Source organism: Caulobacter sp. SL161 (assembly GCF_026672375.1).
Taxonomy (GTDB): Bacteria; Pseudomonadota; Alphaproteobacteria; order Caulobacterales; family Caulobacteraceae; genus Caulobacter.
In genome coordinates, this window is sequence record NZ_JAPPRA010000001.1 from 3,546,740 (window position 1) to 3,572,853 (window position 26,114).

The 26,114-nt window shown below is 68.3% G+C and carries 30 protein-coding genes and 1 pseudogene; 16 read left to right on the forward strand and 15 right to left on the reverse strand.

Translation table 11 applies throughout. The annotated features are described in order from the left end of the window. Positions 1–19: 19 nt before the first annotated feature. The 3 genes from pseI to OVA11_RS17475 form a co-directional block, all read right to left on the reverse strand. A complete protein-coding gene (gene pseI, locus OVA11_RS17465) occupies positions 20–1,072 on the reverse strand; it encodes a pseudaminic acid synthase (RefSeq protein WP_268068508.1) in 1,053 nt (350 codons plus the stop codon). 73 nt (positions 1,073–1,145) lie between these two features. Continuing rightward, positions 1,146–1,409 (reverse strand): hypothetical protein, encoded by a 264-nt coding sequence (locus tag OVA11_RS17470; protein WP_268068510.1) that lies wholly within the window; start codon positions 1,407–1,409, stop codon positions 1,146–1,148. Positions 1,410–1,535: 126 nt separating this feature from the next. Further along, complete coding sequence (locus tag OVA11_RS17475) at positions 1,536–1,724, reverse strand: hypothetical protein (protein WP_268068512.1); 189 nt, start codon at positions 1,722–1,724, stop codon at positions 1,536–1,538. A 60-nt stretch (positions 1,725–1,784) separates the two neighbouring features. Here OVA11_RS17475 and trxB point away from each other — a divergent pair, with 60 nt between their 5' ends. Next, positions 1,785–2,792, forward strand: coding sequence for a thioredoxin-disulfide reductase (gene trxB / locus OVA11_RS17480; protein WP_268068513.1), 1,008 nt, complete (start codon positions 1,785–1,787; stop codon positions 2,790–2,792). A 137-nt stretch (positions 2,793–2,929) separates the two neighbouring features. Here trxB and OVA11_RS17485 read toward each other — a convergent pair whose 3' ends face one another. Together OVA11_RS17485 and OVA11_RS17490 are read right to left on the reverse strand one after the other, a co-directional pair. Beyond that, a complete protein-coding gene (locus OVA11_RS17485; RefSeq protein WP_268068514.1) occupies positions 2,930–4,177 on the reverse strand; it encodes a cell wall hydrolase in 1,248 nt (415 codons plus the stop codon). A 9-nt stretch (positions 4,178–4,186) separates the two neighbouring features. Continuing rightward, on the reverse strand, positions 4,187–4,666 hold the full coding sequence (locus OVA11_RS17490; protein WP_024265864.1) for a Dps family protein: 480 nt from the start codon (positions 4,664–4,666) through the stop codon (positions 4,187–4,189). A 59-nt stretch (positions 4,667–4,725) separates the two neighbouring features. Here OVA11_RS17490 and OVA11_RS17495 point away from each other — a divergent pair, with 59 nt between their 5' ends. After that, positions 4,726–7,125 carry a hybrid sensor histidine kinase/response regulator gene (locus OVA11_RS17495; RefSeq protein ID WP_268068515.1) on the forward strand — a complete coding sequence of 800 codons (2,400 nt, stop codon included), beginning with the start codon at positions 4,726–4,728 and terminating at the stop codon, positions 7,123–7,125. A 116-nt stretch (positions 7,126–7,241) separates the two neighbouring features. Here OVA11_RS17495 and OVA11_RS17500 read toward each other — a convergent pair whose 3' ends face one another. Both OVA11_RS17500 and OVA11_RS17505 read right to left on the reverse strand, forming a co-directional pair. Next, positions 7,242–7,577, reverse strand: a complete 336-nt coding sequence (locus OVA11_RS17500) for a hypothetical protein (RefSeq protein WP_268068517.1) — start codon at positions 7,575–7,577, stop codon at positions 7,242–7,244. Beyond that, positions 7,574–7,990: a hypothetical protein gene (locus OVA11_RS17505; RefSeq protein ID WP_268068519.1), complete on the reverse strand. Its 417-nt coding sequence runs from the start codon at positions 7,988–7,990 to the stop codon at positions 7,574–7,576. Before OVA11_RS17505 ends, OVA11_RS17500 begins: the two co-directional genes overlap by 4 nt. A gap of 68 nt (positions 7,991–8,058) precedes the next feature. Here OVA11_RS17505 and OVA11_RS17510 point away from each other — a divergent pair, with 68 nt between their 5' ends. After that, on the forward strand, positions 8,059–8,613 hold the full coding sequence (locus OVA11_RS17510) for a TetR/AcrR family transcriptional regulator (protein ID WP_268068520.1): 555 nt from the start codon (positions 8,059–8,061) through the stop codon (positions 8,611–8,613). Between the two features lie 42 nt (positions 8,614–8,655). Further along, on the forward strand, positions 8,656–9,027 hold the full coding sequence (locus OVA11_RS17515) for a thiol-disulfide oxidoreductase DCC family protein (protein ID WP_268068522.1): 372 nt from the start codon (positions 8,656–8,658) through the stop codon (positions 9,025–9,027). 1 nt (position 9,028) lies between these two features. Here the strand turns inward: OVA11_RS17515 and OVA11_RS17520 are convergent, their stop codons facing one another. Further along, a complete protein-coding gene (locus tag OVA11_RS17520) occupies positions 9,029–10,057 on the reverse strand; it encodes an AI-2E family transporter (protein WP_268068524.1) in 1,029 nt (342 codons plus the stop codon). 76 nt (positions 10,058–10,133) lie between these two features. Continuing rightward, positions 10,134–10,754, reverse strand: coding sequence for a TIGR02466 family protein (locus OVA11_RS17525; protein ID WP_268068525.1), 621 nt, complete (start codon positions 10,752–10,754; stop codon positions 10,134–10,136). Between the two features lie 53 nt (positions 10,755–10,807). Between OVA11_RS17525 and OVA11_RS17530 the strand changes: the two genes are divergently transcribed. Genes OVA11_RS17530 through uvrC form a run of 3 tightly spaced genes read left to right on the forward strand, consistent with a single transcriptional unit; the run spans position 10,808 to position 13,294 of the window. Continuing rightward, positions 10,808–11,074, forward strand: coding sequence for an antitoxin (locus OVA11_RS17530; RefSeq protein WP_268068526.1), 267 nt, complete (start codon positions 10,808–10,810; stop codon positions 11,072–11,074). Then, on the forward strand, positions 11,071–11,349 hold the full coding sequence (locus tag OVA11_RS17535; RefSeq protein WP_268068527.1) for a type II toxin-antitoxin system RelE/ParE family toxin: 279 nt from the start codon (positions 11,071–11,073) through the stop codon (positions 11,347–11,349). The genes OVA11_RS17530 and OVA11_RS17535 overlap by 4 nt, the downstream gene beginning before the upstream one ends. A 28-nt stretch (positions 11,350–11,377) precedes the next feature. Continuing rightward, entirely contained in the window at positions 11,378–13,294 is a 1,917-nt protein-coding gene (gene uvrC / locus OVA11_RS17540) for an excinuclease ABC subunit UvrC (protein ID WP_268068528.1), read from the forward strand. Positions 13,295–13,371: 77 nt separating this feature from the next. Here uvrC and OVA11_RS17545 read toward each other — a convergent pair whose 3' ends face one another. After that, the gene (locus OVA11_RS17545) at positions 13,372–13,731 is read right to left on the reverse strand and encodes a CZB domain-containing protein (protein ID WP_268068529.1); all 360 of its coding nucleotides are present in this window, start codon (positions 13,729–13,731) and stop codon (positions 13,372–13,374) included. Between the two features lie 237 nt (positions 13,732–13,968). On the opposite strand from OVA11_RS17545, the gene OVA11_RS17550 reads away from it, so the two are divergent. Both OVA11_RS17550 and OVA11_RS17555 read left to right on the forward strand, forming a co-directional pair. Beyond that, positions 13,969–14,538, forward strand: a complete 570-nt coding sequence (locus OVA11_RS17550; protein ID WP_268068531.1) for a sigma-70 family RNA polymerase sigma factor — start codon at positions 13,969–13,971, stop codon at positions 14,536–14,538. A gap of 140 nt (positions 14,539–14,678) precedes the next feature. Beyond that, a complete protein-coding gene (locus tag OVA11_RS17555; RefSeq protein ID WP_268068532.1) occupies positions 14,679–16,148 on the forward strand; it encodes a sensor histidine kinase in 1,470 nt (489 codons plus the stop codon). Positions 16,149–16,151: 3 nt separating this feature from the next. On the opposite strand, the gene OVA11_RS17560 is transcribed toward OVA11_RS17555, so the two are convergent. Both OVA11_RS17560 and OVA11_RS17565 read right to left on the reverse strand, forming a co-directional pair. Further along, positions 16,152–17,333 carry an aminotransferase class V-fold PLP-dependent enzyme gene (locus OVA11_RS17560; protein WP_268068533.1) on the reverse strand — a complete coding sequence of 394 codons (1,182 nt, stop codon included), beginning with the start codon at positions 17,331–17,333 and terminating at the stop codon, positions 16,152–16,154. Next, positions 17,309–18,100, reverse strand: coding sequence for a tryptophan 2,3-dioxygenase (locus OVA11_RS17565; protein ID WP_268068534.1), 792 nt, complete (start codon positions 18,098–18,100; stop codon positions 17,309–17,311). The genes OVA11_RS17560 and OVA11_RS17565 overlap by 25 nt, the downstream gene beginning before the upstream one ends. A 103-nt stretch (positions 18,101–18,203) precedes the next feature. Here OVA11_RS17565 and OVA11_RS17570 point away from each other — a divergent pair, with 103 nt between their 5' ends. The 4 genes from OVA11_RS17570 to OVA11_RS17585 are packed head-to-tail and all read left to right on the forward strand — an operon-like array spanning position 18,204 to position 20,873. Further along, positions 18,204–18,662, forward strand: coding sequence for an Lrp/AsnC family transcriptional regulator (locus OVA11_RS17570; RefSeq protein ID WP_268068536.1), 459 nt, complete (start codon positions 18,204–18,206; stop codon positions 18,660–18,662). 50 nt (positions 18,663–18,712) lie between these two features. Beyond that, complete coding sequence (locus OVA11_RS17575) at positions 18,713–19,708, forward strand: glycosyltransferase family 2 protein (RefSeq protein WP_268068538.1); 996 nt, start codon at positions 18,713–18,715, stop codon at positions 19,706–19,708. Continuing rightward, positions 19,705–20,148: a GtrA family protein gene (locus OVA11_RS17580; RefSeq protein ID WP_268068539.1), complete on the forward strand. Its 444-nt coding sequence runs from the start codon at positions 19,705–19,707 to the stop codon at positions 20,146–20,148. Before OVA11_RS17575 ends, OVA11_RS17580 begins: the two co-directional genes overlap by 4 nt. Continuing rightward, complete coding sequence (locus OVA11_RS17585) at positions 20,148–20,873, forward strand: class I SAM-dependent methyltransferase (protein WP_268068540.1); 726 nt, start codon at positions 20,148–20,150, stop codon at positions 20,871–20,873. Before OVA11_RS17580 ends, OVA11_RS17585 begins: the two co-directional genes overlap by 1 nt. A gap of 10 nt (positions 20,874–20,883) precedes the next feature. On the opposite strand, the gene OVA11_RS17590 is transcribed toward OVA11_RS17585, so the two are convergent. Further along, entirely contained in the window at positions 20,884–22,803 is a 1,920-nt protein-coding gene (locus OVA11_RS17590; RefSeq protein WP_268068541.1) for a hypothetical protein, read from the reverse strand. A 127-nt stretch (positions 22,804–22,930) separates the two neighbouring features. On the opposite strand from OVA11_RS17590, the gene OVA11_RS17595 reads away from it, so the two are divergent. From OVA11_RS17595 to OVA11_RS17605, 3 genes and pseudogenes are all read left to right on the forward strand, one after another. Further along, complete coding sequence (locus tag OVA11_RS17595) at positions 22,931–23,170, forward strand: hypothetical protein (protein ID WP_268068542.1); 240 nt, start codon at positions 22,931–22,933, stop codon at positions 23,168–23,170. 12 nt (positions 23,171–23,182) lie between these two features. Then, positions 23,183–23,612: pseudogene (locus OVA11_RS17600) on the forward strand (bleomycin resistance protein). A 76-nt stretch (positions 23,613–23,688) separates the two neighbouring features. Continuing rightward, complete coding sequence (locus OVA11_RS17605; RefSeq protein ID WP_268068543.1) at positions 23,689–24,240, forward strand: hypothetical protein; 552 nt, start codon at positions 23,689–23,691, stop codon at positions 24,238–24,240. On the opposite strand, the gene OVA11_RS17610 is transcribed toward OVA11_RS17605, so the two are convergent. Together OVA11_RS17610 and OVA11_RS17615 are read right to left on the reverse strand one after the other, a co-directional pair. Continuing rightward, complete coding sequence (locus tag OVA11_RS17610) at positions 24,237–24,707, reverse strand: DUF2269 family protein (protein WP_268068544.1); 471 nt, start codon at positions 24,705–24,707, stop codon at positions 24,237–24,239. The genes OVA11_RS17605 and OVA11_RS17610 overlap by 4 nt on opposite strands. Beyond that, complete coding sequence (locus OVA11_RS17615; RefSeq protein ID WP_268068545.1) at positions 24,707–25,999, reverse strand: SDR family oxidoreductase; 1,293 nt, start codon at positions 25,997–25,999, stop codon at positions 24,707–24,709. The genes OVA11_RS17610 and OVA11_RS17615 overlap by 1 nt, the downstream gene beginning before the upstream one ends. Between the last annotated feature and the right edge of the window lie 115 nt (positions 26,000–26,114).

The window sequence follows — 26,114 nt, forward strand, 5'->3', positions numbered from 1 at the left end:
GGGGAGGATTTCGAGCCCCCTACCCCACCATCGACCAGTCCAGCGGCTCGCCGCGGGAAAGGTCGCGGGCGGCCTTGCCGGCCAGCACCTTGTCGAGGTCGGCCGGCGGCAGGCCGTTGCCGGGGCGGACCGAGCGGACATTGGCCCGGGTCAGGGGCTCGCCGGCCTTCACATCGGCGGTGACGTACAACGAGCGGCGGAAGAGCAAGGACGTCGCCTCCGAGCCCAGCACGTCGTAGTGCGCGCGGCCCAGCGCCGCCCAGGCGTTCTTGGTGTCGTCCACCAGGGCCTTGAACTCGGCGGGCTCCAGACTGAAGGCCGCGTCGGGGCCGCCGTCGGCGCGGGCCAGGGTGAAGTGCTTTTCGACCGCGCAGGCGCCGAGGCTGACCGCCGCCACCGAGGCGGCCGTGCCGGGCGTATGGTCCGATAGGCCGATCGGGCAGCCAAAGCGCGCGGCCATGTCCGGGACAGTCCGAACGTTCGCGTCCGCGAACGTGGCCGGATAGCTGGAGACACAGTGCAGCAGCAGCACGCCCGGCGCGCCGCCGGTCAGGGCCGTATCGAGCGCCGTCTGCATCTCGGTCAGGTTGGCCATGCCGGTCGAGATGATCAGCGGCTTGCCCTTGGCGGCGGCGTACTTGATCAGCGGCAGGTCGACGGCCTCGAACGAGGCGATCTTGAAGGCCGGGGCGCCCAGGCTGTCCAGGAGGTCGACGGCGGTCTCGTCAAAGGGGCTGGAGAAGATCGTCACGCCGCGCTGGCGGGCGCGCTCGAAGATGGCGGCGTGCCATTCGAACGGGGTGTGGGCCTCTTCGTAGAGCTCGTAGAGGGTACGGCCGTCCCACAGCCCACCGTGGATCTTAAACTCGGGCCGGTCGACATCCAGCGTGATGGTGTCGGCGGTGTAGGTCTGGATCTTGATCGCGTCGCAACCGGTGTCGGCCGCAGCGTCGACCATGGTCAGGCAGCGCTCGAGGCTGCCGTTGTGGTTCCCCGACAGCTCGCAGATCACATAGGGCGAGTGGTCGACGCCGATTTTGCGGCCGGCGATCTCGATGAAGGGTGCGGACATGGGCGTGCTCCTCGGGCGAATAACCCGGAAACGTAGTTGCCCTCACCTTAACCCGCCAAAGGTGGACGAGCCGTCAATCGCAGCCGCCGCCGCCACCGCCATCCGCGCTGCAGTCGCCGCCAGAGTCGCTGGAACCGCCGTCGGCGACCACGCCGCCGTCGCCGTTGTTCTTGGCCTTCTTGTCAGACGCCACCGACGCCGCGTGGGCCGTCACGCCCAGGCCGCCGCCGATGGCGACACCCAGGCCAATCCCCAGCGCCAGATTATCCAGCGCCAAGCCCAGGGCGACGCCAATCGCGATCCCCGCGCCCATGCCGATCGGCAAGCCCGCCTTCATACCATACCCCTCAATCCGCCGACCCCTTGGGCCAAGACGGAACCCTCTTAAGCTACAGGGCCCTAAGTGTTTGATCTTAGAGCCTGTTTATGGGGCTTAGATGATTCCACCTCAACCCGATAGGCTCTAGTCGATGATCGGCTCGCCGCGCGGTCGCGCGTCGTATTCCTTCTTGCCCTGCCAGGCCGAATAGCCGGCGACCACCACGAATATGGCCACCAGGCCTAGGCCGACCAGCATGTCGCCGAACCAGATATTGGCCAGGCCCGCGAACAGGGCGACGATACCCACGCTCAGTAGGACGCCGAGCTTCATCAGGTTTTCCTCCCGTGGCTTTTGTCGCCACTGCGGAGAATCCACACTATATCTCCCCCCATGTCTACGCCCTCCCCTCGCCAGACCCGCTGCCTGATCATCGGATCGGGTCCCGCCGGCTACACCGCCGCCATCTACGCCGCCCGCGCCCTGCTGAAGCCCGTGCTGATCGCCGGCATCCAGCCCGGCGGCCAGCTGACCATCACGACCGATGTCGAGAACTATCCGGGCTTCGCCGACGTCATCCAGGGCCCCTGGCTGATGGACCAGATGCGCGCCCAGGCCGAGCATGTCGGCACCGAGTTCGTCAGCGACATCGTCACCAGCGTCGACCTCTCCAAGCGCCCCTTCGCGGTGAAGACCGACAGCGGCCAGGACTGGATCGCCGAGACCATCATCATCGCCACCGGCGCCCAGGCCAAATGGCTGGGCCTCGAGAGCGAAGCCAAGTTCCAGGGCTTTGGCGTGTCGGCCTGCGCCACCTGCGACGGCTTCTTCTATCGCAACAAGGACGTCATCGTGGTCGGCGGCGGCAACACCGCCGTCGAAGAGGCCCTGTTCCTCACCAGCTTCGCCAGCAAGGTCACCCTGGTGCACCGCAAGGACGAGCTGCGCGCCGAGAAGATCCTGCAGGAGCGCCTGCTGGCCCACCCGAAGATCGAGGTGATCTGGGACAGCGTCATCGACGAGGTCCTGGGCCAGACCGAGCCCATGGGCGTCACCGGCGCCCGCCTGAAAAACGTCAAGACCGGCGAAACCCAGGAGGTCGCCGCCGACGGAGTGTTCATCGCCATCGGCCACGCCCCGTCGTCGGAACTGTTCGCCGGTCAGCTGGAAACCGGTCCGGGCGGCTATCTGAAGGTGAAGCCGGGCACGGCCTCGACCGCCATCGAGGGCGTCTATGCCGCCGGCGACGTCACCGACGACGTCTACCGCCAGGCCGTCACCGCCGCCGGCATGGGCTGCATGGCCGCCCTGGAGGCCGTGCGCTTCCTGGCCGAGGAAGACCACAAGGCCGCGCATCATCCGATCAGCCACGAAGAGGCGAACAAGATCGGGGTTTGGTGAGGGCTTAGCGCCCAAATCCTCCCCCTAGCGGGGGAGGTGTCGGCCCGAAGGGACGACGGAGGGGGGAAGATGCGGGCTCGGCAAGCTCTTCCCCCTCCGGCGCTTCGCGCCACCTCCCCCACTGGGGGGAGGATTTTTCAGTTCAACGGATTGAGCAGGCTCGGCGGCCGGGACTTCGGCTTCGGCGGAGGCGGCGGCGGCGGCGGCGGCGGTGGGGCCTCAGCGGTCGGCGGCTGCGGGCCTGAGACGGCTTCGAGCGCCTTGTTGATCCGCGCGATCTCGTCGGCGGTCGGAATCCGGCGGCCGGCCACCGTGCCCTGCACCGTCACCCGCTCCCCGGTCGGCGAGTTGGCGTCCGGCACGGCCACCAGCTTGGCGTCGGGCAGGACCAGGTTCGAGACCCCCAGCATCTGGGCCGCAGCTCCGGTGGCGACCGGCGTCGCGGCGGCCGGCGTCGTCTGGGCGGCCAGCACCTCGGGCGGGGCGGCCTCAAGGGTGCGCGGGTCGGCGGCCAGCAGGATGTCGGCGCTCACCGTCTCATTGCCCGAGTAACGCCCCCGGAACGCCTGCAAGGTCCCGGACGGACCGGTCCAGCGATAGAAGATGTGCTGGCCAAACTGCTTCAGCTTGACCAGGGTCGGGGCCCAGTACGGCGAGACATAGTCGGCGTGATAGTGGGTGGCCACGCCCACCGGCTTGAACACAAAGCCGCTCAGGGCCCGCTTGGCCACGGCCTGGGCGTTGGCCCAGATCGCCGGCACCGGCTCGCGCGCCAGCGAGCCGTCGCAGGCGAAGCTGAACTGGCAGCCGGTGGTCCGCGCCGCGCCTTCGTAGATCACCCCGCAGATCGACTTGGGATAGCCGGGATGACGCATGCGGTTGATCACCGTCTGGGCCACGGCCATCTGTCCCTCGCCGGGCTCGAACCCCGCCTCGTAATAGACCGCCTGGGTCAGGCACTGCAGCGCCCTGGCCCGCGCGTCGGCCGATCCGGTCAGGACGAACGGCTTGGCGACCTCAAGCTCCCCGCCGATCGTCGGGCGCAGCGAATTGATCAGCCGCGCCGCGTCGAAATCCGGATCGCGGTCGCCCAGACGCGGGATATCGTCGAGGCGGATCACCTCCCAGCCCGGCACGCGCCCCCAATAATCCGTATGCGGAAGAGGATCATGACGCCGCGCCAGGGCCAGCATGGCCGGGTCCATATTGGCGACATAGCGCTTGAGCCCGCGCTCGCTGAAGCTGGCGGTGACCCGCATCAAGCCGGCGTCCCGCCCCGTTCCGGCCGGCACATAATAGGTGGCGCACGCTGAAAGACCGCCCACCACCCCGAGGGCGGCGACGGCCTTCCACGTTTTCCCTTGGATCCGAGCCCCCGCCCGCACGCGGGATGGCTACTTTAGGCCGAGGGTGGAGCGCAGCATCCAGGCGTGCTTCTCGTGAGCCTGCAGGCGCTGGGTCAGAAGGTCGGCGGTGGCTTCGTCGCCGGCCTCGTCGGCGATGGGCATGGCGTCGCGCAGGGTGCGGATGACGGTCTCGTTGTCGGCCTTCAGCTCGCCGATCATGCCTTCCCAGTCCTGCTCGGGATCGCCGTCCTTGAGGCTGGAGAGGTTGCCGAAGGCGGCGTAGCCCTGCGGCGCCAACTCGCCCAGGGCGCGGATGCGCTCGGCGATCGCGTCCAGCGCGGCCCATTCTTCCTGGTACTGCCCTTCGAGCAGCACGTGCAGCGACTGGAAGTTCGGCCCGCGAACATTCCAGTGATAGCCATGCGTCTTCAGATACAGGGCGTAGCTGTCGGCGAGCACCTTGTTGAGCGAAGCGGCGATATCGGTGCGCTGTTTCGCGGTCAGCCCGGTGTTCAAAGCGGCGGCCATCATGATCTCCCGTGTTGCGCGTCTTAGGTAAGCGTGTCCATCCTCTTGGCAAGACATCTTTGCCGGGAGCGGGGATGGAGAAGAAAGACAATCCAATCCGCGCCGTTGACGACCAAGGACGTATCCACGCGCTGATTAGCGCATGGCTCATCCCTCAGGTTCCGCCACCAGCGTGGCTGTGCGCGATCGCGTCTATCATCGGCGTGGCCATGGCCGTCCTGATGCGCGTTGGTCTGCTGGGCCTGAGCAACGGCGTCGGCGCGACCCAGCCGTTCTTCCCGGCGATCATGCTGGTGACGCTGTACGCCGGCTGGCGCTGGGGGATGATCCCCACGATCGCCGGCGCGGTGTTCGGCTGGTGGCTGTGGGGCGGACGCGACGGCGAGCCGCTGAACAACGACGAACTGTCGAGCATCGTCATCTATCTGATCTGCGGCGTGATGGTCGCGGCGGTCGCCGAAGGGCTGCGCGGCGCCATGCAGGGCCTGGCCAGGGCGCGCGCGCAACGCGCCGACGCCGAGACGCGGCTGCGGGTCACCCAGACGGCGGCGGGGGTCGGCCCGTGGGACTACGACCTGACCACCGGTCAGCTCAACCTGTCGCCCGCGGCGCGACGGAACCTGGGCATCCCGGAACACGCCGACATCATTCTGGCCGACCTGCCCCGCTTTGTTCACCCCGACGACCGGGCGATGACGGAGGCCATCGTCTTTGGCGGGTTGAACAATCTGACGGACTACGAGGTCGAGTACCGCCTGGCCGACACCAGCAAGGGCGAGCGCTGGGTGCATGGACGCGGCGAGGTGCTTCGCGACGACACCGGCCGGCCCGTGCGGATGATCGGCCTGAACTTCGACGTCACCAACCGCCGACGCGCCGAGGCCGAGGTGCGCGAGAGCGAGGCGCGGTTCCGGGCCCTGGCCGACAGCGCCCCCGCCCTAATGTGGGTGACGCGGTCCGACGGGATCCGCCAGTTCGTCAACAACGCCTATGTCGCCTTCGCGGGGCTGGACTATGACAGCGCCCTGACCCTGGACTGGCGAACCCGCATATTCCCCGAGGATCTGCCGCGCATCCTCAAGGAGCAGGTCGCCGGCGAGGCGTCCCGCCAGCCCTTCAGCCTCGAGGCGCGCTACCGCCGCGCGGATGGCGAGTGGCGCTGGCTCAAGTCGTTCTCGCAGCCGCGCCATGATCCCTCCGGCGCGTTCGCCGGCTTCATCGGCATGGCCTTCGACACGACCGAGGCCAAGCAAGCCGAAGCCAATCTGACCGGCATGAACGAGCTTCTGGAGGAGCGGGTCGCCGCCGCTGTCGCCGAGCGTGACGCCGCCCAGGCCGCCCTGCTGCAATCCCAGAAGCTGGAGGCCATCGGCCAGCTGACCGGCGGCGTCGCCCACGACTTCAACAACCTGCTGACAGTGATCATCGGCGCGCTGGACGTGGTCGAGCGTCACCCCGACGACGCCCGCCGGCGCGAGCGGATGGTCGGCGCGGCCCTGGCGGCGGCCAAGCGCGGCGAGAAGCTGACCCAGCATCTGCTGGCCTTCGCCCGCCGTCAGCCGCTGAAGCCGGAGGTGTGCCGCATCGATGGCCTGATCGCCGAAAGCGAAGGCCTGCTCCGGCGCGCCCTGGGCGACGCCTTCAGCTTCCACCTGCGCCTCGGCGCCGGCGTGCGCAGCGCCCGGATCGACGCGGGCCAGTTCGAGGCCGCGCTGCTGAACCTGGTGGTCAACGCCCGCGACGCCACCCCGCCCGGCGGCGAGGTGAGCATCGAGTCCCGTCCGGTCACCCTGGATCGCAAGGAAGGCGATCTGGAGCCCGGCCAGTATCTGCGCGTGGCCGTGCGCGACACGGGAACAGGCATGGACGCGGCGACCATCGCCCGGGCCGTCGAGCCGTTCTTCACCACCAAGCCGCCCGGCGAGGGCACCGGGCTTGGCCTGTCGCAGGTCTATGGGTTCGCGCGCCAGAGCGGCGGGTCGGTGCTGATCGAGAGCACGCCGGGCCAAGGGGCCACCGTCGCCCTGCTGCTGCCCGTCAGCGCGGGGGACGCCGCCAGCGAAAGCCTGCCGCACGTCGACCATATCCGCGCCCAGACGCCGTCGCGGGTGCTGCTGGTCGAGGACGACCCGCAGGTCGCCGAGCTGGTCGACGCGATGATGAACGACCTTGGCCACTCGGTCGTGCGCGCCGGCGGGGTCGACGAAGCCCTCTCACGCCTGGAGCAGGACGACGGCATCCAGCTGGTGCTCAGCGACGTGATCATGCCGGGCGGCAAGAGCGGCGTGGACCTGGCCGAGGCGCTGGCCGCCAGCCGTCCGGGCCTGCCGGTGGTGCTGTGCTCGGGCTATACGGGCGGCGACCAGGGCCGGGCGCGAGCGGGCGGCTGGCCGTTCATCAGCAAGCCGTTCTCGCTGGAGACCCTAGCCCAGGCCCTGGCCCAGGCGCGGCCGCACTAGAGCCTTTAGCCTGAAATCGGAATCGATTTCAGGCGTTAAAAAGGCTTTAAATCAGATACTTAGAGCGTGAGAATAGCCGAAACCGGTTCCCACTTTCGGCCTCACGCTCTGACGGTTCAGGCCCGGTCGCCCAGCAGCACCTGGCGGATGTCGCCCTTCGATCGCGAGAGGGCGATCAGCAGATAGATCGACAGGAACAGCATCCCGCCGAACACCGCCAGCACGCCCAGGCCCAGGGCGGCGGGGCGGAACCGGCCGCGCCATGAGACCCACAGGCCCGACAGCAGAAGAAAGCAGAAGAAGTCCAGATTGAACTGCCCCGGCCAGCCCATGGCCGCCATGTCGCCGAAGAAGATCGGGACGAGGTTCCAGCCATGGTTGGCGATGGTGACGCTGGTGTAGCCGACGATCACCGTCAGGCAGGTCAGCAGGAACAGGCGGAACGGGATCATCGGGCGCTCTCTTTTGACGGGGTGATCAGGCGGGCTTCCAGGAACAGGCAGCGGGCGGTCATGGCCAGAAGGCCGATCGAGCCGCTGGCCAGCACGGCCAGCATCCACGGGATCGGCCGCATGCCCACGGCCCGGGCCCGCGGCAGCAGGAGGGCGGTGGCGGTTCCGGCGGCCAGCAGCAGGTCGCACCAGATCTGAGCGCCCCACGGCCCGCGCAGGTGCTCGTTCCAGAAGCCGAGCGGCCCGGCCTTGGCGACGACATCGACGGTCAGGGCCAGGAAGATCACTGACAGGGTCGCCGGGATCATCCAGGCCTGCGGGCCGAGCTTGGGTTTCAGCGCCATGACCCCAAAGGCGGCCAGCAAGCCGAGGGCTGCGCCGGCGGGCAGGATAGCGTACACGGACTCAGGCATGGGAACCTCATGTAGCGATTGCTACATGACTAGCGTATTGTAGCGGTCGCTACAACCGGAAAGGCGGCATGAACGTTCGGGACGAACAGCGCGCGCGCGTGATCGCGGCCCTGGCCGACCACCTGCTGGCCACGGGCCTGTCCCAGGCCAGCCTGCGCCAGCTGGCGGCGGCGGCCGGGGTCAGCGACCGGATGCTGCTCTACTACTTCGTCGACAAGACCGAGGTCCTGGCCCTGGCCATGCAGAGCCTGGCCGGCGGCATGGCCGCGCAGCTCGAAACCGCCCTGCCCGCCGACCAGCGCCTGTCGCAGGCCGCCCTGACCGCCAAGGCCGCGCGCCTGGTGGTCGATCCGGTCTTCCGCCCGTTCATGCGACTGTGGATCGAGGCCATCGCCGCGGCCGCGCGCGAGGAGCCGCCGTTCGCCGACATCGCCCGCCAGATCGGCGAAGGGTTCCTGGTCTGGATCGAGGCGCGGCTGGACCCGGCGCTCGTTCCCGACCCGCCCGGCGCGGCGGCGACCATCCTGGCCCTGCTGGACGGCCTGGCCTTGCTGGAAGTCTGCGGCGGCGAGGATCGCGTCCAGAAGGCCGTGGCGGCCCTGGAAGCCGCGAGTCTGGGGTAGCGACCGCTTTCGCTGGGCGCCGTGAGAGCCCATATCCCAGGCATGGCCTCTGCAACCGCCCAAGACCCGCGCCTGACCGTCTGGTTCGACGGCGCCTGTCCCTTGTGCCTGCGCGAGATCGCCTTGATGAAGCGCCTGGATCGCCGGGGCGCGATCCAGTTCATCGACGTCGCCGGCGAGGAGGCTGTCTGCCCGATCGATCGCGCCGAACTGCTGGCCCGCTTCCACGCCCGCGAGGACGGCCAGCTGTTGTCCGGCGCGGCGGCCTTCGCGGCCATGTGGCGGGCTATCCCGCTGCTGCGCCCCTTCGGCCTTGCGGCCCGCGCGCCCTGGGCGCTGAAGATCCTGGACGCGCTTTACGTGCGCTTCCTGCGGGTGCGCCCGCGCCTGCAGCGGCTGGTCGCTGGGCGATAGCCTATTCCGCCGGCTCCATCGGCGTCGGGTCGCCGTCGTGCGAGATCAGCACGGCCAGCCACCGCAGATCGTCGTACTGAGCCAAGGCGTACATCAGGGCCAGGGTCAGCGGGATGGCCAGGAAGGCGCCCGGCACGCCCCACAGAACGGTCCACATGCCCACCGCGATCAGACTGGCCGCCGGATCGATGTTCTGACTGTCGGCCTGCATCTTGGGCAGGACCAGATTGCCGACGATCGACGACACCACCTGGATGCCGACGAAGATCGCGATCGCCGGCGTCAGGGTGGGGAACTGCAGCAGGGCGAACAGGGTGGGGCCCACGCTGCCGGCCAGCACCCCCAGCACCGGCAGGTAGGCGAAGAGGAAGATCACCAGGCTCCAGAACAGGGCGCTCTCCAGGCCCACGGCCCGCATCACCACCCAAGATCCGAAGGCGATCATCAGGCCGGTGATCGACTGGACGTACATATAGCGCTCGACGCCCGAAAAGCTGCGCTCCAGCACCATGGCCAGGCCCTGGCCGCCGCGCGAGGCGACGATCTGGTCGACGCGCTTCTGGATCATCGGCTTGGACAACAACAGGAAGAACAGGAAGATGAGGGTCAGGCCCAGGCCCGCCGAGGCGTTCTGCACGCTGGTCAAAAGCCCGTCCGCCAGGGGGCCCAACTCGATCTTCTGAGCCAGGGCCGCCAAGCTCATCACACCGCCTCCCGGAAGATGGATCAGCGCCAGCAGTTGGTCGATCCGGGCCATCATGGCCGGCATACGCTCGACGATGCGCGCCGCGCCGCCGATCACCACGGCCATGCCGGCCACGATGATCCCGCCGACGATCACGGCCGTGATCGCGAACACCATCCACGGCCGCGCCTTGGGCAAGAGCCGCACGACCCGGTCGCTGAGCGACGTGATCAGGATGGCCAGAACCAGCGCGAGGGTGAACGGCCAGAGCACGGCGCTGAACACGTACAGCAGGCCCGCCGCCACGGCGAAGTTCACCAGGAACGAAGCGCCCGTCTTGCTCACTTGGCCCCCACGCGGAAATCCAGGGCGGACCTCGCCCTCAACGAGGGGGGCTCTAGCATTTCCGCAAGGGAAAGCGCTACCGCCAGGCGTAGTTGAAGCTGACGCTGATCCGCTGCTCGTCGGCCTGGTTGGGCGTCACCTCGTGGCGCAGCCAGCTCTCCCACATCAGGATCGCGCCCGGTGAGGGCTTCACATAGACGAAGGGCTGCAGGCTCTCAGGCGCGTCGGCCTCGCGGGTCGGGGCGGCCATCATCATCGGCAGGCGCGGGTCCTCGAACTTGATGGCCGAGGCGCCCGGCGGGATGGTCACATAGACCGTGCCGGAAATGACGCTGTGGGGGTGGATGTGGCCGGTGTGCTGGCCGCCGGGCTCCAGGATGTTGATCCAGAAGCTGTCCATCACCAGCTTGCCCGCCCCGAGGTCAAAGCACAGCGTCTTGGCGAAGGCGGCCGCGTGCTTGTCGAGCTTCTTCTTGAGGTCCGCGAACAGGCTGTCGCGCAGCGGCAGGTCGTTCAGCGAGGCGTAGGAAGTGTAGCCCAGATACCCCTTGTTATAGGCCCAGGCTTGCCCCGCCTCGTCCTCCTCGGCGATGGCGATACAGGCGTCGTGCAGGTCGTCGATGAAGGCGTCGAACCCCTTCTCGCCGGCCAGGCTGGCTTCATAGAGCGGGGTGACGAACAGGCTGCGCGTGGTCATGGCGGGGTCATAGCGCGATTGACGCCCGAGCACGAAGAGAACATAGTCAGAACATGGCCGCGAGCATAACCCCGAAGATGGACGCATCGTCCGCCCAGGCCGCCGAGCAAGGCGTCGAAGTCTTCGCGCAGCAGCCGCCTTTCGTGGAACGCCCCGGCTTTGAGGACAATGAGGCCCATTGGGACGACGTCCAGCGCATCGCGGAAGAGACCGAGCGTGATGGCGGCATTCCGCTAGAGGACGTCATTCGCTGGGTGGAGTCGTGGGATACGGACACCGAACTCCCCCCGCCTGAACCGCGGCCGCGAAACGCTGGATGAGAACAGTCGAAATCTCGGCGGCGGCCCGCCGAGACATCGAGTATCTGCGGGCCTGGCTGGCGGCTCGCGCACCGAACGCCTCTAGACGCGCGGTCCGGCTGATCCTCGCGACCGCCGCGACGCTCGCTGAGTTTCCAGAGCGTGGGCGCTTGATCCGCAACAATCAGAGAGAGCTCACCGTCCGATTCAGCTCGACCGGCTATGTCTTGCGATATGTCATCCATGCCGAGCGGGTCACGCTGTCGCGCGTCTTCCACAGCCTGGAACGTCGCTGAACGCCTCGGACTCGCCTATATCTGCCCCGTGACCGACACCCCCGCCTCCGACACCGACGCCGCCCGCCAGCCGCCCGCCCTCTCCGGCGCCGCCCTGATCAAGGACGAGGTCACGCGCCTGCCCGACGCGCCGGGCGTCTATCGCATGATCGGCGAGGGCGACGAGGTGCTCTATGTCGGCAAGGCCAAGAGCCTGAAGAAGCGCGTCGTCCAGTACGCGCAGGGCCGCTTCCACACCAACCGCATCGCCCACATGGTCGACGCCACGCGGTCGATGGAGTTCGTCACCACCCGCACCGAAGCCGACGCGCTCCTGCTCGAGATCAACCTGATCAAGTCGCTGAAGCCCCGCTTCAACGTGCTGCTGCGCGACGACAAGAGCTTTCCCGAGATCGTCATCCGCCGCGACCACGACGCGCCGCAACTGCGGAAACACCGCGGCGCCCACACGATCAAGGGCGACTATTTCGGCCCGTTCGCCAGCGCCTGGGCGGTGAACCGCACGCTGAACACCTTGCAGAAGGCGTTCCTGCTCCGCTCGTGCAGCGACAGCGTCTATGACAGCCGCGACCGGCCCTGCATGCTCTACCAGATCAAGCGCTGCGCAGCCCCCTGCACCGGCCTGATCGGCAAGGACGACTACCAGGCCCTGGTCGACCAGGCCGAGGCGTTCCTGCGGGGCAAGTCCCGCGCGGTGATGGCCAGCATGGCCAAGCAGATGGAAGAGGCCGCCGAAGAGCTGGAGTTCGAACGCGCCGCCCGCCTGCGCGACCGCATCCGCGCCCTCTCGGCCGTGGCCCAGGAGACCCAGATCAACCCCGAGACCGTCGAGGAGGCCGACGTCGTCGCCCTGCACGTCGAGGGCGGCCAGGCCTGCGTGCAGGTGTTCTTCTTCCGCGCCGGCCAGAACTGGGGCAACCGCGCCTACTTCCCCCGCATAACGGGGAACGCGGACGAGTCCGAGGACGAAACCGTCACCGAAGAGCAGCGGATCATCACCGCGTTCCTGGGCCAGTTCTATGACGACAAGCCGATCCCGCGCCTGATCCTGGCCAATGTCCAACCGGCCGAGAGCGAACTCTTGTCCGAGGCCTTCGCCCTGAAGAGCGGCCGCAAGGTCGAGATCAGCGTGCCCAAGCGCGGCGAGAAAGCCGACCTCGTCCAGCACGCCCTGACCAACGCCAAGGAGGCGCTGGGCCGCAAGATGGCCGAAGGCTCGGCCCAGACCAAGCTGCTGGCCGGGGTCGCCGAGGCCTTCAAGCTGGACGCCCCGCCGGAGCGGATCGAGGTCTATGACAACAGCCACATCCAGGGCACCAACGCCGTCGGCGGCATGATCGTGGCCGGCCCCGAAGGCTTCATGAAGGGCCAGTACCGCAAGTTCAACATCAAGAGCACCGAGCTCACGCCCGGCGACGACTACGGCATGATGAAGGAGGTGCTGCGCCGCCGCTTCGCGCGCCTCGTGAAGGAAGAGGAAGAGGGCGACGACGCCAATCGCCCCGACCTTGTCCTGGTCGACGGCGGCAAGGGCCAGCTGGACGCGGCGCTGGAGATCATGGCCGATCTCGGCGTCGACGACATCGCCGTCGTGGGCGTGGCCAAGGGGCCGGACCGCGACGCCGGCCTGGAGCGGTTCTTCATCCCCGGCCAGACCCCGTTCATGCTCGAGCCCAAGTCGCCGGTTCTGTACTACCTGCAACGGCTGCGCGACGAGGCCCACCGCTTTGCGATCGGCGCCCACCGCACCCGCCGCAGCATGGACCTGAAGAAAAACCCCCTCGACGAGATCGAGGGGGTGGGTCCCGGCCGCAAGAAGGCTCTGCTGCACGCCTTCGGCTCAGCCAAGGGCGTGGGCCGGGCCAGCGTCGAGGATCTCGTCAAGGTCGACGGCGTCAGCCAGGCCCTGGCCGAGCGGATCTTCGGGTTCTTCCGGAGGGGGTAGTCGGGCTCAAAGCCACCTCCCCATCTCGGTGTCATCCCGGACGACCCGGAGGGGCGATCCGGGATGACACGAGATTTTTAAGCCGCCACCGTCGCAGCCGCCTTCATCCGCCGGAACGCGGCGTTGAGGTCGGCCAGGGCGTGGGCGAAGGGCGTGCCGTTGCGCATCGCGCGCTGGGCCTCGACGGTGGCGCCGCGTTGGGCGAGCTCCGCCACCTCGCCCGCCCGCAGGTGGAACTCGCGGTGGGCTTCCAGCAGGTTCAGGAACGCGTGGTTCCCCGCCCAGCGGCGCGAGCCCTCGCCATGCAGCCAGCAGCCGGTCGGGCACAGCCGGTCCGACTTCAGCTCGCGAGCGTCGAACGACCGCTGCTCGGAAATCGCCGCGCCGAGCGTCTCACGGATCAGGGTGTGTTGGTGTGCGTGTTCAAGGAAATCCATGGCCAAACCTTTCGGTTCAAACATGGGTCGATATGTCGCGTAACTTGGTTTCCGAACGGTTTCCGCGCCCGCCCTCTATCCACAGCTTGAGGCCGTTTTCCCCCGATTTGGGGAGGACGGGGCGCCGGAAGGACGACGCTCTCACCTGGCCGCCATCTGCCCCCTCCCTTCCCCCCATGGAACCTCCGCCGCTGCGGGCCGTTGTTAAGGTCAAGCCGTGCCGAGGAGGCGCCCCCTATGGACCAGCAGACTCAGAAGAGCTTCGAGCGTGACCTGATCGCCTTGATCCCCCACCTGCGGGCTTTCGCCCGGTCGCTCACCGGCAATGCAACCGCGGCCGATGATCTGGCGCAGGAGGCCGTGGCCAAGGCCTGGGCCGGCCGGGGGAGCTTCACCATGGGCACCAACATGAAGGCCTGGACCTTCATGATCCTGCGCAACCAGTTCTATTCCGACAAGCGCCGCAGCTGGCGCTCGGTGGCGCTGGACCAGGAGATGGCCGAGCGCACCCTGGTGGCCAACACCAACTTCGACAGCCCCATCGCGCTCGACGACCTGCGCCAGGCGATGCTGATGCTGCCCGAGAACCAGCGCGAGGCGCTGATCCTGATCGGGGCCGGCGGGTTCTCGTATGAAGAGGCCGCGCAGATGATCGGCGTGGCCGTCGGCACGGTGAAGAGCCGCGTCAGCCGCGCCCGCGCCGAGCTGATCCAGACCTTCGAGAGCGGCCACTACGCCCGCGACGGCAAGCCGGCCGGCCAGGCCATGGCCTCGATGCTGCGCGATCTGGAGCGGCTGGCGGCGTAGGGGAAGCTTCCCGTCTCTTTCGGTCGGGGTCGTCCCGGGCGCGAGTGTGACGACGAATCTTCACTATTCGAAGTAGCCGCGATACGGTTTTCGCTACGGCGGGGCTCACGTTCGAGACACCCCACCGGAGGTGAGCCAACATGCAGGCGGCGGGGGGCTATGTATTCGTGTTCACGCTGATGGGCGTTGCGCCCGTCGCGTTGAGCGCTCCAGCCTTTTTGACGCTCTATCGTTACAACAGCGGCGCGCCGCATTTCCGGGACTGGGGAATTGCGTACGCCGCGTTGACGGCTGCGATCGGGTTTGGCGCGCTGAGTCTTTGGGAGCCTGGTCCGCTCCTGTTGCCGGTTGTGGCCAGCCAGACCTTGTCCCTCGTCTGCCTGGGCCTTTTCTACTACTTCCACGCGGTCGGCAGCCTTCGCTATGTCAAGGCGAAGATGGTGGAGTCGCTGGCCGCCATGGTTTCGATCGGCGCGCTGGCCCTGATCGTGATCTTCAACGTCGTGTCCCCCGACTACGGCCTGATGATGTCCTCCATCGTCCAGTTGCTGGTCTATTTCTGGGAAGGCGCGATCCTGCGCCGCGAAGGCCTGCTTGGCCGCGCCTTCTTCTATGCGTGCGTGGGTCGTGGCTTGCTTTCCGTCTGGCGGCCGGTGGCCATTGCGGACTTCGACAGCCTGTTCATGTACACGACCCTGGCGCTGGCGTTCACCTCGGCCTCCACGCTGCTGGTGATGCTGCTGGCGATCGAGCGCGATCACAGCCAGTTGCAGACCGCCAACCAGCGCCTGACTCTGCAGAACGCCTTGATTGGGCGCCAGTCCGCCACCCTGCAGCAGGTGGCGGTGGATCTCAGCCGCGAGCAACTCAGGGCCGCCCAGGCCGACAACGCCCGGCAAGACTTTCTGAGCGGCATCAATCACGAGTTCCGCACCCCACTGAACGCAGTCATGGGGTTCTCTTCGGTCATTATGGCGACCAAGTCCGTCTCAAGTGACGTGCGACAGTTTGCTAGCAATATCTATGACGCTGGCGCTCGGATCCTGGCCCACTTTGAAAAGATCCAGACCGTAAAGGCGCTGGATGCGGCTTACGTTTCGCCTCCGGAAGCGGTGGACGTCCAGGACTTGCTGGCGTCGATCAAAGCCTTTGCGGCGGATCATCCAATGGCGGTCGGGATCGAGGTCGAGATCGAGGACCGAGGCGAGGTCACGGCCGTCCATGCCGATCGCGCCAATCTGGAGAACGCGCTGCGGCAGCTGGTCGACAACGCCGTGCTCTACACCCCGCTCGGCGAAAAGGTGATCCTGACGTGTCGCCCCACCGAGCTCGGCCAGGCGGTCATTGAAATCACGGATCGCGGTCCCGGCTTCGACGCGAATGTCGATTTCGATAACCCCGTCCCGTTCGTGCGCGGCAGTTCCCATGCCGGCTTGAACAAGCCGGGCCTGGGCCTTGGCCTGTTTATCGCCCGTAACATGCTTGAAGCCAGCGGGGTGCGCCTGACGCGGCGCGATCACCCCCAGGGCGGGACGATCGTCACCCTGACCTTGCCGGCCAGTCTTGCGAAAACCAAGCCGGCCAAGAAATCCCGCAAAAAGACCGTCTGACGTCTACAGCCCCGCACACGCCCCGCAGAACGCCGCGACGTCCCCCTCGTCGTGGTACACAGACAGCCCCACCCGTAGCACGTCGTCGCGGACGTCGACCACGACGCCCTGGGCCGCCAGGGCGTGCTTCCAGGCGTTGGCGTCGGGATGGCGCAGGGCCAGGAACCGGGCTTGCGGGCCGTTCCCGGGCGGGTTCAGCATGACCGCTTCGCGCAGGGGTCCGGCCTCTCCGGCGGCGATCTTGTCGAGCAACCGCACCTGCAGAGCCCGCGCATGCGCCGCCACGGCGGCCGTGGTCAGGCCCTCGGCCTCCAGCATCCGCCCCGCCGCCACGAAGCGATAGAGGCCCGAGGGGTCGAAGGTGGCGCCCATGAACCGTCCGGAGTCGCTGACATAGCCGACCCCGCCGGGCGGACCCTCCAGATCGCCGAACTCGGCGTACCAGCCGGTCAGCACCGGGCGCGGGCCAAAGCCCGCCGGCGCGTGCAGGAACGCCGCGCCCTCCCCCGCCATCGCATACTTGTAGCCGCCCGAGACGTAGAACACCCGGTCGGCCACGGCCGACAGATCGGTGGGGACGGCGCGAAAGCCGTGATAGCCGTCGACCACCACCCAGGGGCCGTCGGGGCGCGCAAGCTCGGCCAGGTCCCAGACGCGGTCGAAAACCAGGCCGGTCTTGAAGAAGACGTGGCTGACGAAGATCAGGTCGTGCTCGCCCGCCTGCGCGGCGGCCAGGAACTGCTCGGCGAAGTCGGGCGCCTCGGCGTCGATCAGGGTCAGGGCGATCTCGCCGGACTCGACCCAGCGCTGGGCCTGGCGGCGGAACGAGTGGAACTCGCCGTTGGTCGACAGCACTCGCAACGGGCGCGGCCGGTCGATCGCCGAGACCAGGGTGGCCAGCAGGAGATGGGTGTTGGGCGCGAAGACCACCGTGTCGCTGGACGGCAGGTTCAGCTCGCGGGCGACAAGGGCTTGGGCGGCCGGATAGACCTGACCCAGGGCCTTGTCCCACTTGTGGTCGGCGAGGACCGCGGCGTCCTCCCAGGCCTCGACCTGGGCGGCCAGCGTCACGTCCGGCCACAGGTGGTGGCTGTGGGCGGCCATATGCAGCCGACCCGGAACCGACAGAGCGCGCGAGAAGAGGTCCTTGCGCGCGGTCATTACAGCTTGGTCCTCAGCGACCACAGCTCGGGGAAGGCGCGGCGGCGCAGCGTGCTGGCCAGATAGCCGACCCCGTCGGTGCCGCCGGTGCCGGGACGCCCGCCGATGATCCGCTCGACCGTCAGCACGTGCTTGTGGCGCCAGGTGACCAGGGCGTCGTCCAGATCCACGAGCTTCTCGGCCAACTGATAGAGCTCCCAATAGCGCTTGGGGTCGCGATAGACCTCCAGCCAGGCGGCCTCGACCTCGGGCGAGGGAACATAGGTCTGGCTGAAGTCGCGGTGCAAGGCGCTGTCGGGCACGGCCAGGCCATGGCGCGGCAACTGGGCGATGGCCACATCGTAGAGGCTGGGCGACTCCAGGGCGCTCTTCAGCATGGCCAGGGCCTCAGGCCGCTCTGTGTGGAACTTCAGGAAGCTCTGGTCCTTCAGGCCCAAGAGGTATTCCAGCGCCCGGAACTGGTGCGACTGGAAGCCCGAGCTCGTCCCCAGATCGTCGCGAAAGCTCAGGTAATCGGCCGGCGTCATGGTGGCCAGGATGTCCCACGACAGGGTCATCACCGTCTGGATCCGCGAGACCCGCGCCAGGGCCTTGTAGGCCGGCTCGACATCGCCGCCGGCGATCAGCTTCAGGGCCAGGGCGACCTCGTGGAGGATCTCCTTGAGCCACAGCTCCTTGGTCTGGTGGATGACGATGAACAACAGTTCGTCGTGCCGGTCGCTCAGCGGCTTCTGGGCCGAGAGCAGTTCGTCGAGCGCGAGGTATCGCGCGTAGGTCATGTCTTGCGCCATGCCGAAACCTTAAGCGGCGTCGCTCGGCACATTGTCCTCGTTTGCGCGGCGAGGGTCGGGCGCGCTAGAACAATGTTCTGGAAATCTGGAGCCTGACAGAACGATGAGCGCGCTCAGCCGCATGGATCTTTCCATCCTCCGCATCCTGGAGGCCGACGCCCGCATCTCGTTCGCCGCCCTGGCCGAGCGGGTGGGCCTGTCGAAGTCGCCGTGCTGGTCGCGCGTGCAGGCGCTGGAGAAGCAGGGCGTCATCACCGGCTACCACGCCCGCCTCGACGCCAAGGCGCTGGGCAAGGGGCTGAGCGTCTACGCTCTGGCCACCGTGGAGTTCGCCCGCTACGAGGCCTTCGAGGCCGCCGTGCTGCGCCACCCGGCGATCACCGACTGTCACTCCACGGCCGGGGCCGGCGACTATCTGCTGCGGATCGTGGCGGCCGATGTCGAGGACCTCGACCACCTGCTGCGCAAGGAGCTGAGCCAGATGCCCGGCGTGCAGCGCTACACCACCACCGTCTGCATGAAGGCGATCAAGGAAGGGGGGCTGGTGACGGCGGGGCTGTGACCTCGCGGCGCCCCTTCCCCTTCAACGCGCAACGCGGCTAAACCAGCATCATGGTTGAGCCCGTCGCGTCCGCCCCGCCGTCGCCGCCCGTCGCCGCCCCGCGCAGCCGCGTGGGCAAGACGCTGTCGATCGTAGCCCCCTGCTACAACGAGCAGGAGGTGCTGGACCTGTTCTTCGACCGGATCGACGCCGAGATGGCCAGGCTGGGCGTCGCCTACGAGGTCGTCTGCGTCAATGACGGCAGCCGCGACCACACCCTGGCGGTGCTGCTGCGCCGCCATCAGCGCGACCCGCGCATCAAGGTCATCAACCTGGCCCGCAACTTCGGCAAGGAGACCGCCCTGTCGGCGGGGCTGGACGCGGCGACCGGCGACATGATCGTGCCGATCGACTGCGACCTGCAGGATCCGCCCGAACTGATCGGCCAGTTCCTGGAGGCCTGGGAGGCCGGCGCCGACGTCGCCTATGGCGTCCGCGTCGACCGCACGTCCGACGGCTTCCTCAAGCGGGCCACGGCCCAGGGCTTCTACCGGGCGTTCAACAAGCTGTCCGACGTCGACCTGCCCTACAACGCCGGCGACTATCGCCTGATGGACCGGCGGGTGGTCGAGGTGCTGAAACAGCTGCCCGAGCGCAACCGCTTCATGAAGGGCCTGTTCGCCTGGGTCGGCTTCAACCAGGTGGCCGTGCCCTATGTGCGGCCCGAGCGCGCGGCGGGGACGACCTCGTTCCGCTACTGGAAGCTCTGGAACTTCGCCCTGGACGGCATCACCTCGTTCAGCAGCGTGCCGATCCGCATCTGGAGCTATGTGGGCCTGATCGCCGGCGTGCTGGCCTGCGGCGTGGCGGGGATGATCGTGGTGCGCACCCTGCTCTTCGGCCGCGACGTGCCCGGCTATCCGTCGCTGATGGTGGTGATCCTGATGAGCTTTGGCCTGCAGATGCTGGCCATCGGCTCGCTGGGCGAATATGTCGCCCGCATCTATCAGGAAGTGAAGAACCGGCCACTCTATGTGGTGATGGACCGCTACGGGTTCGACGCGTGAGCGTCAGCCCCCTCCTGACCCCCGCGCGGCGGGACTTTCTGGTGTCGGCCCTGCGCTACGGGGTGGCGGGCGTGTTCAACACCCTGGTCGGGTTTTCGATCATCCTGGCCCTGGACCTGGGCCTGGGCCTGGCTCCGCACCTGGCCAACGCCATCGGCTATGCGATCGGCGTCTGCGTCAGCTTCGTGCTGAGCAAGGTCTTTGTCTTCAAGGCCCGCCAGACCGCGCGCGCGGCCCCGCTGCGCTACGCCGCCGCCGTCGCAGCCGCCTTCGCCCTGAACCAGGGCGTGCTGACCCTGGCCACGCGGGTTCTGCCCGAGGGCGCGCTGTGGAGCACGGCGGCGCAGGGGCTGGCGATCGCAAGCTATACGGCCGCACTCTTTCTGCTCAGTCACTTCTGGGTCTTTGCCCACACGCCGAATTCCGGCAAGGACGCCTGATGGACCGCCTGATCTACGACCGCATTCGCGACCTGGAAGCCGACCACTGGTGGTTCGTGGGACGACGCCAGATCCTGCGGGGCCTGCTGCAGCGCATCGGAACGCCCGCCGGGGCGAAGATCCTGGAGGTCGGCTGCGGCGCCGGCGGCAACGTGCCGCTGCTGCGCGACTTCGGCGCGGTCACCGCCCTGGAGCCTGATGACGAGTCCCGCGCCTATGCCAGCCAGCGGCTGGGGCTCGCGGTCGACACCGGCCTGCTGCCCGACGGCCTGCCCTATCCGCCGGAGAGCTTCGACCTGGTCTGCGCCTTCGACGTGGTCGAGCATGTCGATGACGACGCCGCCTCGGTCCAGGCCCTGGCGCGGCTGGTCAAGCCCGGCGGCGCGATCCTGACGACGGTGCCGGCCTATCAGTGGATGTGGAGCCACCACGACGTGCTGCACCACCACAAGCGGCGCTATCGCCTGCCGGCCTATCGCGCGCTGTTCGAGGCGGCGGGGCTGACCATCGAGACGGCCACCTATTTCAACACCCTGCTGTTCCCGCTGGCGGCCGCGCAGCGCACCGTCAAGCGCCTGCTGGGCGACAAGAGCGCCGATGACGCCATGCCGCCCAAAGCGCTGAACAAGGCCTTGGCGACCGTGTTCGCGCTGGAGACGCCGCTGGCGACGGGTCCTGGCCTGCCGTTCGGCCTGTCGATCGCCGTGATCGCGCGCAAGGCCTGAGGCTGAAGGATCAGGGGGCTGCGGATACGATCCGCATCGCCTCCAGCCCCGCGCCCATCAGGCGGTTGTCCGCGCCCAGGCCCAGCGAGGCCGGCGTCTGGGGATCCTTGGTTTCGAACACCACGCGCACCACGCCGCTCCGCAGCGTCTCGGCCGGCAGCAGCAGCCGGTAATCGTGGCGGATCGCGTTCTGGCGGTTGAAGGTGAAGGTTTCCGACGCTCCGCCGGCCGAAACAGTCACCGTGCGCGTCGAGGTCTTGAGCGGCAGGAAGGCGAAGGTCGCCACCTCCAGCACCGCGCCCGGCAGGCTGGCTTGCGCCTCGGACAGCCGCATCTCGACCACGGACTGGCGCCCGTCGGCCCAGACGCCGCCCGCCTCCGGCGCGCTCCAGCCGGTGCGCAGCGCGCTGACGCCCGATCCGCCGGCCTTGAACAGCAGCGACGGAGGCTCGACGCAGGACCCGACCACCACCACGACCAGGCCCAGCGGCGCGCCGGAGCGGCAGCCGGGCTTATCATAGGCGTCGCCGGCCAGGGTGACGATATAGGGCACGTCGCCCGGACGGTTGGGCCGCCCGTCATCCAGCAGGCTCAGCACGTTGCCGCCGTGGGCCGACTGCAGCATGCCGATCGTGCCCATATAGGTCGCCACGGCGGGAACCTGGCTGGCCGAGAACATCACCTGATCGCCATGCAGGCCGCGCGTCAGCCGCACCTCGCGAACGTCGCGCAGCACCGCAGTGACCTGGGGCACCTCATAGACGCTCGGGCGCAGGAACACGGCCAGCATCACCAGCAGCTGGGCCGCCAGGGCCGGGACCACGCCCAGGCGCGCGCTCCAGCCGGACTTCTCCTCGAACGCCGCGCCGCGCACGCCCAGCACCGTCATCCCCCACAGCGGGATCACAAAGACCAGCAGCGTGCAGACGCCGAAACCATGCTTGAGCACGGCGTATTCCGAGCCCTCGCCGCGCAGGGCGTAAAGGGCGTACTGGGCCAGCATCGACACGCCGGCGCCGGCGCCCAGCGCAGCCAGCAGCACGGCCGCGCGCGTCGGGCCGGCGTCCTCCTCGACAGCGGCCGGCGGACGCAGGGCCTCGATGAGGAAGATCCAGGCCGACAGAACCACCAGCAGGGCCGACAGGCCCGCCAGACCGTTCAGGGTCATCGGCATGGCGAAGTGGATGCTGCCGTTGTTCACGGCCATCCAGCGCATGCTCCAGAAGAACGGATTGCCCACAAGGCCGGCGGCGATCAGCAAAAGGCCGCCCAAGCCGATCCAGTCGATCCGGCGGGCGTGGATCATGTCGCGCAGCACCGCCAGGCCCAGCATGGCCATCAGCGCGCCGCACAGGCGCAGGGTCGGCACCAGGTGGAAACAGCCGCACAGCAGCACCATGGCCGCGCCGTACACCGCAAAGGCCGGCCGCGAGCGCGCCAGCACGACCGCGCCGCCGGCCACGCCCAGCGCCGCCACCGCCTCGCCGACCATCTGCGGATAGAAGAAGTTGCGGACCAGCTCGGCGCCGATCACCCCGCGCAGGGCATAGACATTGACCAGGGCCAGAGCCGCGCAGATCGCCAGATAGGTCAGCGACACGCGCCGCGCCTGATCGAACAGCACCAGCCAGGCCACGCCCGCCGACAGCACCCCGGCCATCAGCAGGGCGTTGATCTCCGACCACCCCAGGGTCGCGAACAGGCCCGCGAACCGGTGGCTGAGCTTGGGATAGGCGACCATCTCGGCCATCCACTCGTGCCCGACGGCCGGCACCAGGAACGCGCGCCGCACCACCTCCATCACCTGCAGGTGGTAGGAGGCGTCGACCGACAGCGATAGCATCCGGTTCGTCGAGAGCACCGCCGCCAGGACAAGGCACCACAGCACGATCGCGCCCGCGCGAACCCAAGCCGTCTTATTCCCGAACATCCGATTTACGCCCCGATCGATTCCACGTCGCCCCACGCGCGGACCCCGATTACTAGCAGCAAAGTCGTCGCTGAAAAGCCCGCGCCTCAAGGTTGCGCAAAGCCCCCAAGGCCCCACATCCCAAGGCATGACCGAAGCCAAGGCCACACTGATCCTGCTTGCGGTGGCGATCCTGCTGATCCCGTTGGGCGTCTGGGCGATCCGGGCGGCCAAACGCTCGCGCCGGACGCTGGCGCCGCTGGCGGGGATGGTTGCGCTGCTCGGCTTCTTCCTCACTGCGGATCCGCCGCCGCCCCCGCCGGCCGAGACCGCGACGCCCCGACCCGACGATGAGGACGAGGACGACAGCGGCGAGCCGAAGGACTGAAGCCGACAGTAGCTGGCGCGCAGGTCTGGCTTGCGCCAAGCTGCGCCCACCGGAGACCGCCCGCATGACCAACTTCATCCAGGTGACGCCGTTCCTGCATGTGCCGGACCTGGAGGCGGCGCTGGTGTTCTTCGTCGACCTCCTGGGCTTTGAGGTCCCCTATCGCCAACCCGGCTATGCCTATGTCCACCGCGAGACCGTGGGGTTTCGCCTGTTGGAGGCCGACGAGGCGACCGTCACGCCCAGGGGCGCGGGCGGCTTCGCCTACTATATCGACGTGCGCGATGTGGACGCCGTGGTCGCCGAGCTGACCCCGCGCCTGGCCGCCCTGCCACCAGAGGACGTCCATGGCCCCGTCGACCAGAGCTACGGCCAGCGCGAGTTGATGATCCGCGCGCCCGACGGCGGGCTGCTGGTGTTCGGCCAGGCGATCCACGATTAATTACGATTGTAATTAGTTTAGGCTTGTAAAATCTGAACCCGCCGCCACTCTCCCCGCCGAGGGAGAGGAACAGGTCATGGCCATTTCAGATTTTGGCGCCCGACGCACGCGCGCCTCGGCGGCGGCGCTGCTCATGTCGACCATCGCCGTGCTCGGCGCGGTGGGCGCGCTCGGCGCGATGGTGCTCACCGGCGTCGACCTGGCGAAGTTCGAGCGCGAGAACGCCGCCCTGCCGCCCCCCTCGCCCGAGCAGGCCGCGCGCTACGCGCCTCTGGCCCGGACCAATTGGCGGATCGTCCACGCCAATCTGGAGGCCCGGCTCCAGCAGTCCAAGCCGCTGGAGCTAGGGGCGGTGTGGTCCACCCGCACGGGGCGCATCTGCGGTCTGGTCAACGGCCGGGGCAGCTTCGGCGGGCTTACGGCCATGGCGCGGTTCTACACCGTGGACCAGCAGCCGGTCTTCCACCGCGACATCGACCACCTGAGCTTCCAGCACGCGTGGTTCCAGTGCCGGCGCGACACCTATGTGATGCTGAACCCGGGCACGATGGAGCCGGGCTTCTGCGGTACGGAGCTGGGCCGCCGACGGTGCTATGCGGTGAAGAACGGGGTGCGGGTGGACCCTTAAAAGGACGGTTTGGCGACCATCAGCCAGACGATGGCCAGCACCGCCGCGAAGGCCGGAAAGCCGAGCACGAACCAGATGCGGAAGAGCCGGTCATAAGCGGCCGGTAAGGGCTCCCCCGCCGCCACGGCCGCCTCGGCCAGGCGTCTGAGCCTTATCTGGATCCAGACCACCGGCAGCCAGCAGAGGCCGGTGACGACATAGAGCGCCAGGCTCAGGGCGACCCAGCCAGTGTTGAACGGAAGTCCCGCCATCTGGGCCAGGGCCCCGCCCGTGATCGGCTGGGCGATCACCGCCGTGGTGGTGAAGACGAAGTCGGCCAGGACGACGATCCGCGCGGTGTGGGCGATCAGGACCGGATCGCGGGTGCGGTGGGCCATCAGCATGAAGAAGGCGATCCCCGCCCCCGTGCCCAGCAGCACCGCCGCCCCGATGATGTGGGCCGCCTTGAGCAGCAGGTAGAGGTCCATCAGCGCTCCTCCAGCGTCGTCAGGGCGGCCACCGCCAGCATGGCGGCAGGAATGCTCTTGACCAGCGGGCCCAGCGGGTCGAGCCACAGGTCGGGCCGCACCAGCGCCCCGCCCAGCAGATAGCCGGCCGTCACCAACAGCATGCCCTTCAGCGCCAGGCCCGCCGTGCGCCGATGCGCCAGCAGAAGCGTCAGGACGATGTCGGCGACGCTGCCGCCGACCACCGCCGCAACGGCCAGGTCCTGCGAAACTCCCGCCGTCGTCAGGGTCGCCACCGCAGGCGCAAAACCCACCGTCACACCGATCAGCCCTGACACCATCCAGAAGGCGAACAGCACCGCCAGGATCAGCGGCTTGGCGAAATAGACGCGCGCGAACCAGCGCTCCTGCACACCGGACGGCATGGCCGCCAAGAGGGCGTCCAGCGACTTGAGCTCAAGGCCCAGCATGGCGGCGTCGCTCGCCTCGCCCCGCACGCCCATCCGCAGCTGCGCCAAGGCGGCATTGCGCATCGGGCTGCGCCAGCCCAGAAAGGCCAGGGCGTCGGCGCCGAAGGCTGTGATCCGCGCCAGGATCGGCGGCAGGTCGATGACCGGCGCGGCCGGAAACCCCAGCCAACCCCGCAGGCGCGCGACCAGATCCTGCAGCGTCACCGCCTCGGCATGTACGAGGTCAAGGCGACGGCGCAGGGGCGCGCCCGGCGCAAGGCACCGAACCACGGCGGCGGCCACGTCGTCGGCCGCGACCACCTGCACGCGGCTCTGGCCATGAACGACCGGCGCAAAGCCCGGGAACCCCGCGAGGCCGCGCAGCAGCGCGGTCCCCCCATAGGCCGCCGGACCGATCACCAGGCCCGGACGCAGAACGATCCAATCAAGCCCCGCGCATTCAGCCACCAAGGCCTCGGCCGCGTATTTGGTGGTGTTGAAGGCCGTCGGCTTGCCTGTCTCGACCCCGGCGGCCGAAATATGGATCAGCCGCGCGCCCAGCACCTGACAGGCCTGGGCCAGCCGCCGGACGCCTTCGACATGCACGGCGTTCAGGTCGTCTCGCGGACTGTCCTGCAAGGCGCCAGCGCAATTGATCACCGCCGAGGCGCCGTCGAGCAGCGTGGTCCAGTCCGCAAGGCTGGCCGTCGCCAGATCCGCTTGTTTCCAATGGAGGTTCGCAAACCGCCGCCGCGCCTGGGTTAGATCGCGCCCGACGCCAATGACGTCATGCCCCTCCGCGACCAGTCGGGCGGAGACATAAGAGCCGATGAGCCCATAGGCTCCGATGACGGCGACGCGCATGGAGCCTTCAGTAGCTTTTCTCTCCGAGCAGGAGAAGGTGTCGCCAATCCCGGTTCCCGCTCTCTGGAGAGCGGGAGGGTGAGTGCGTACGCCGTGTCCGGGCGCGCACCGAACG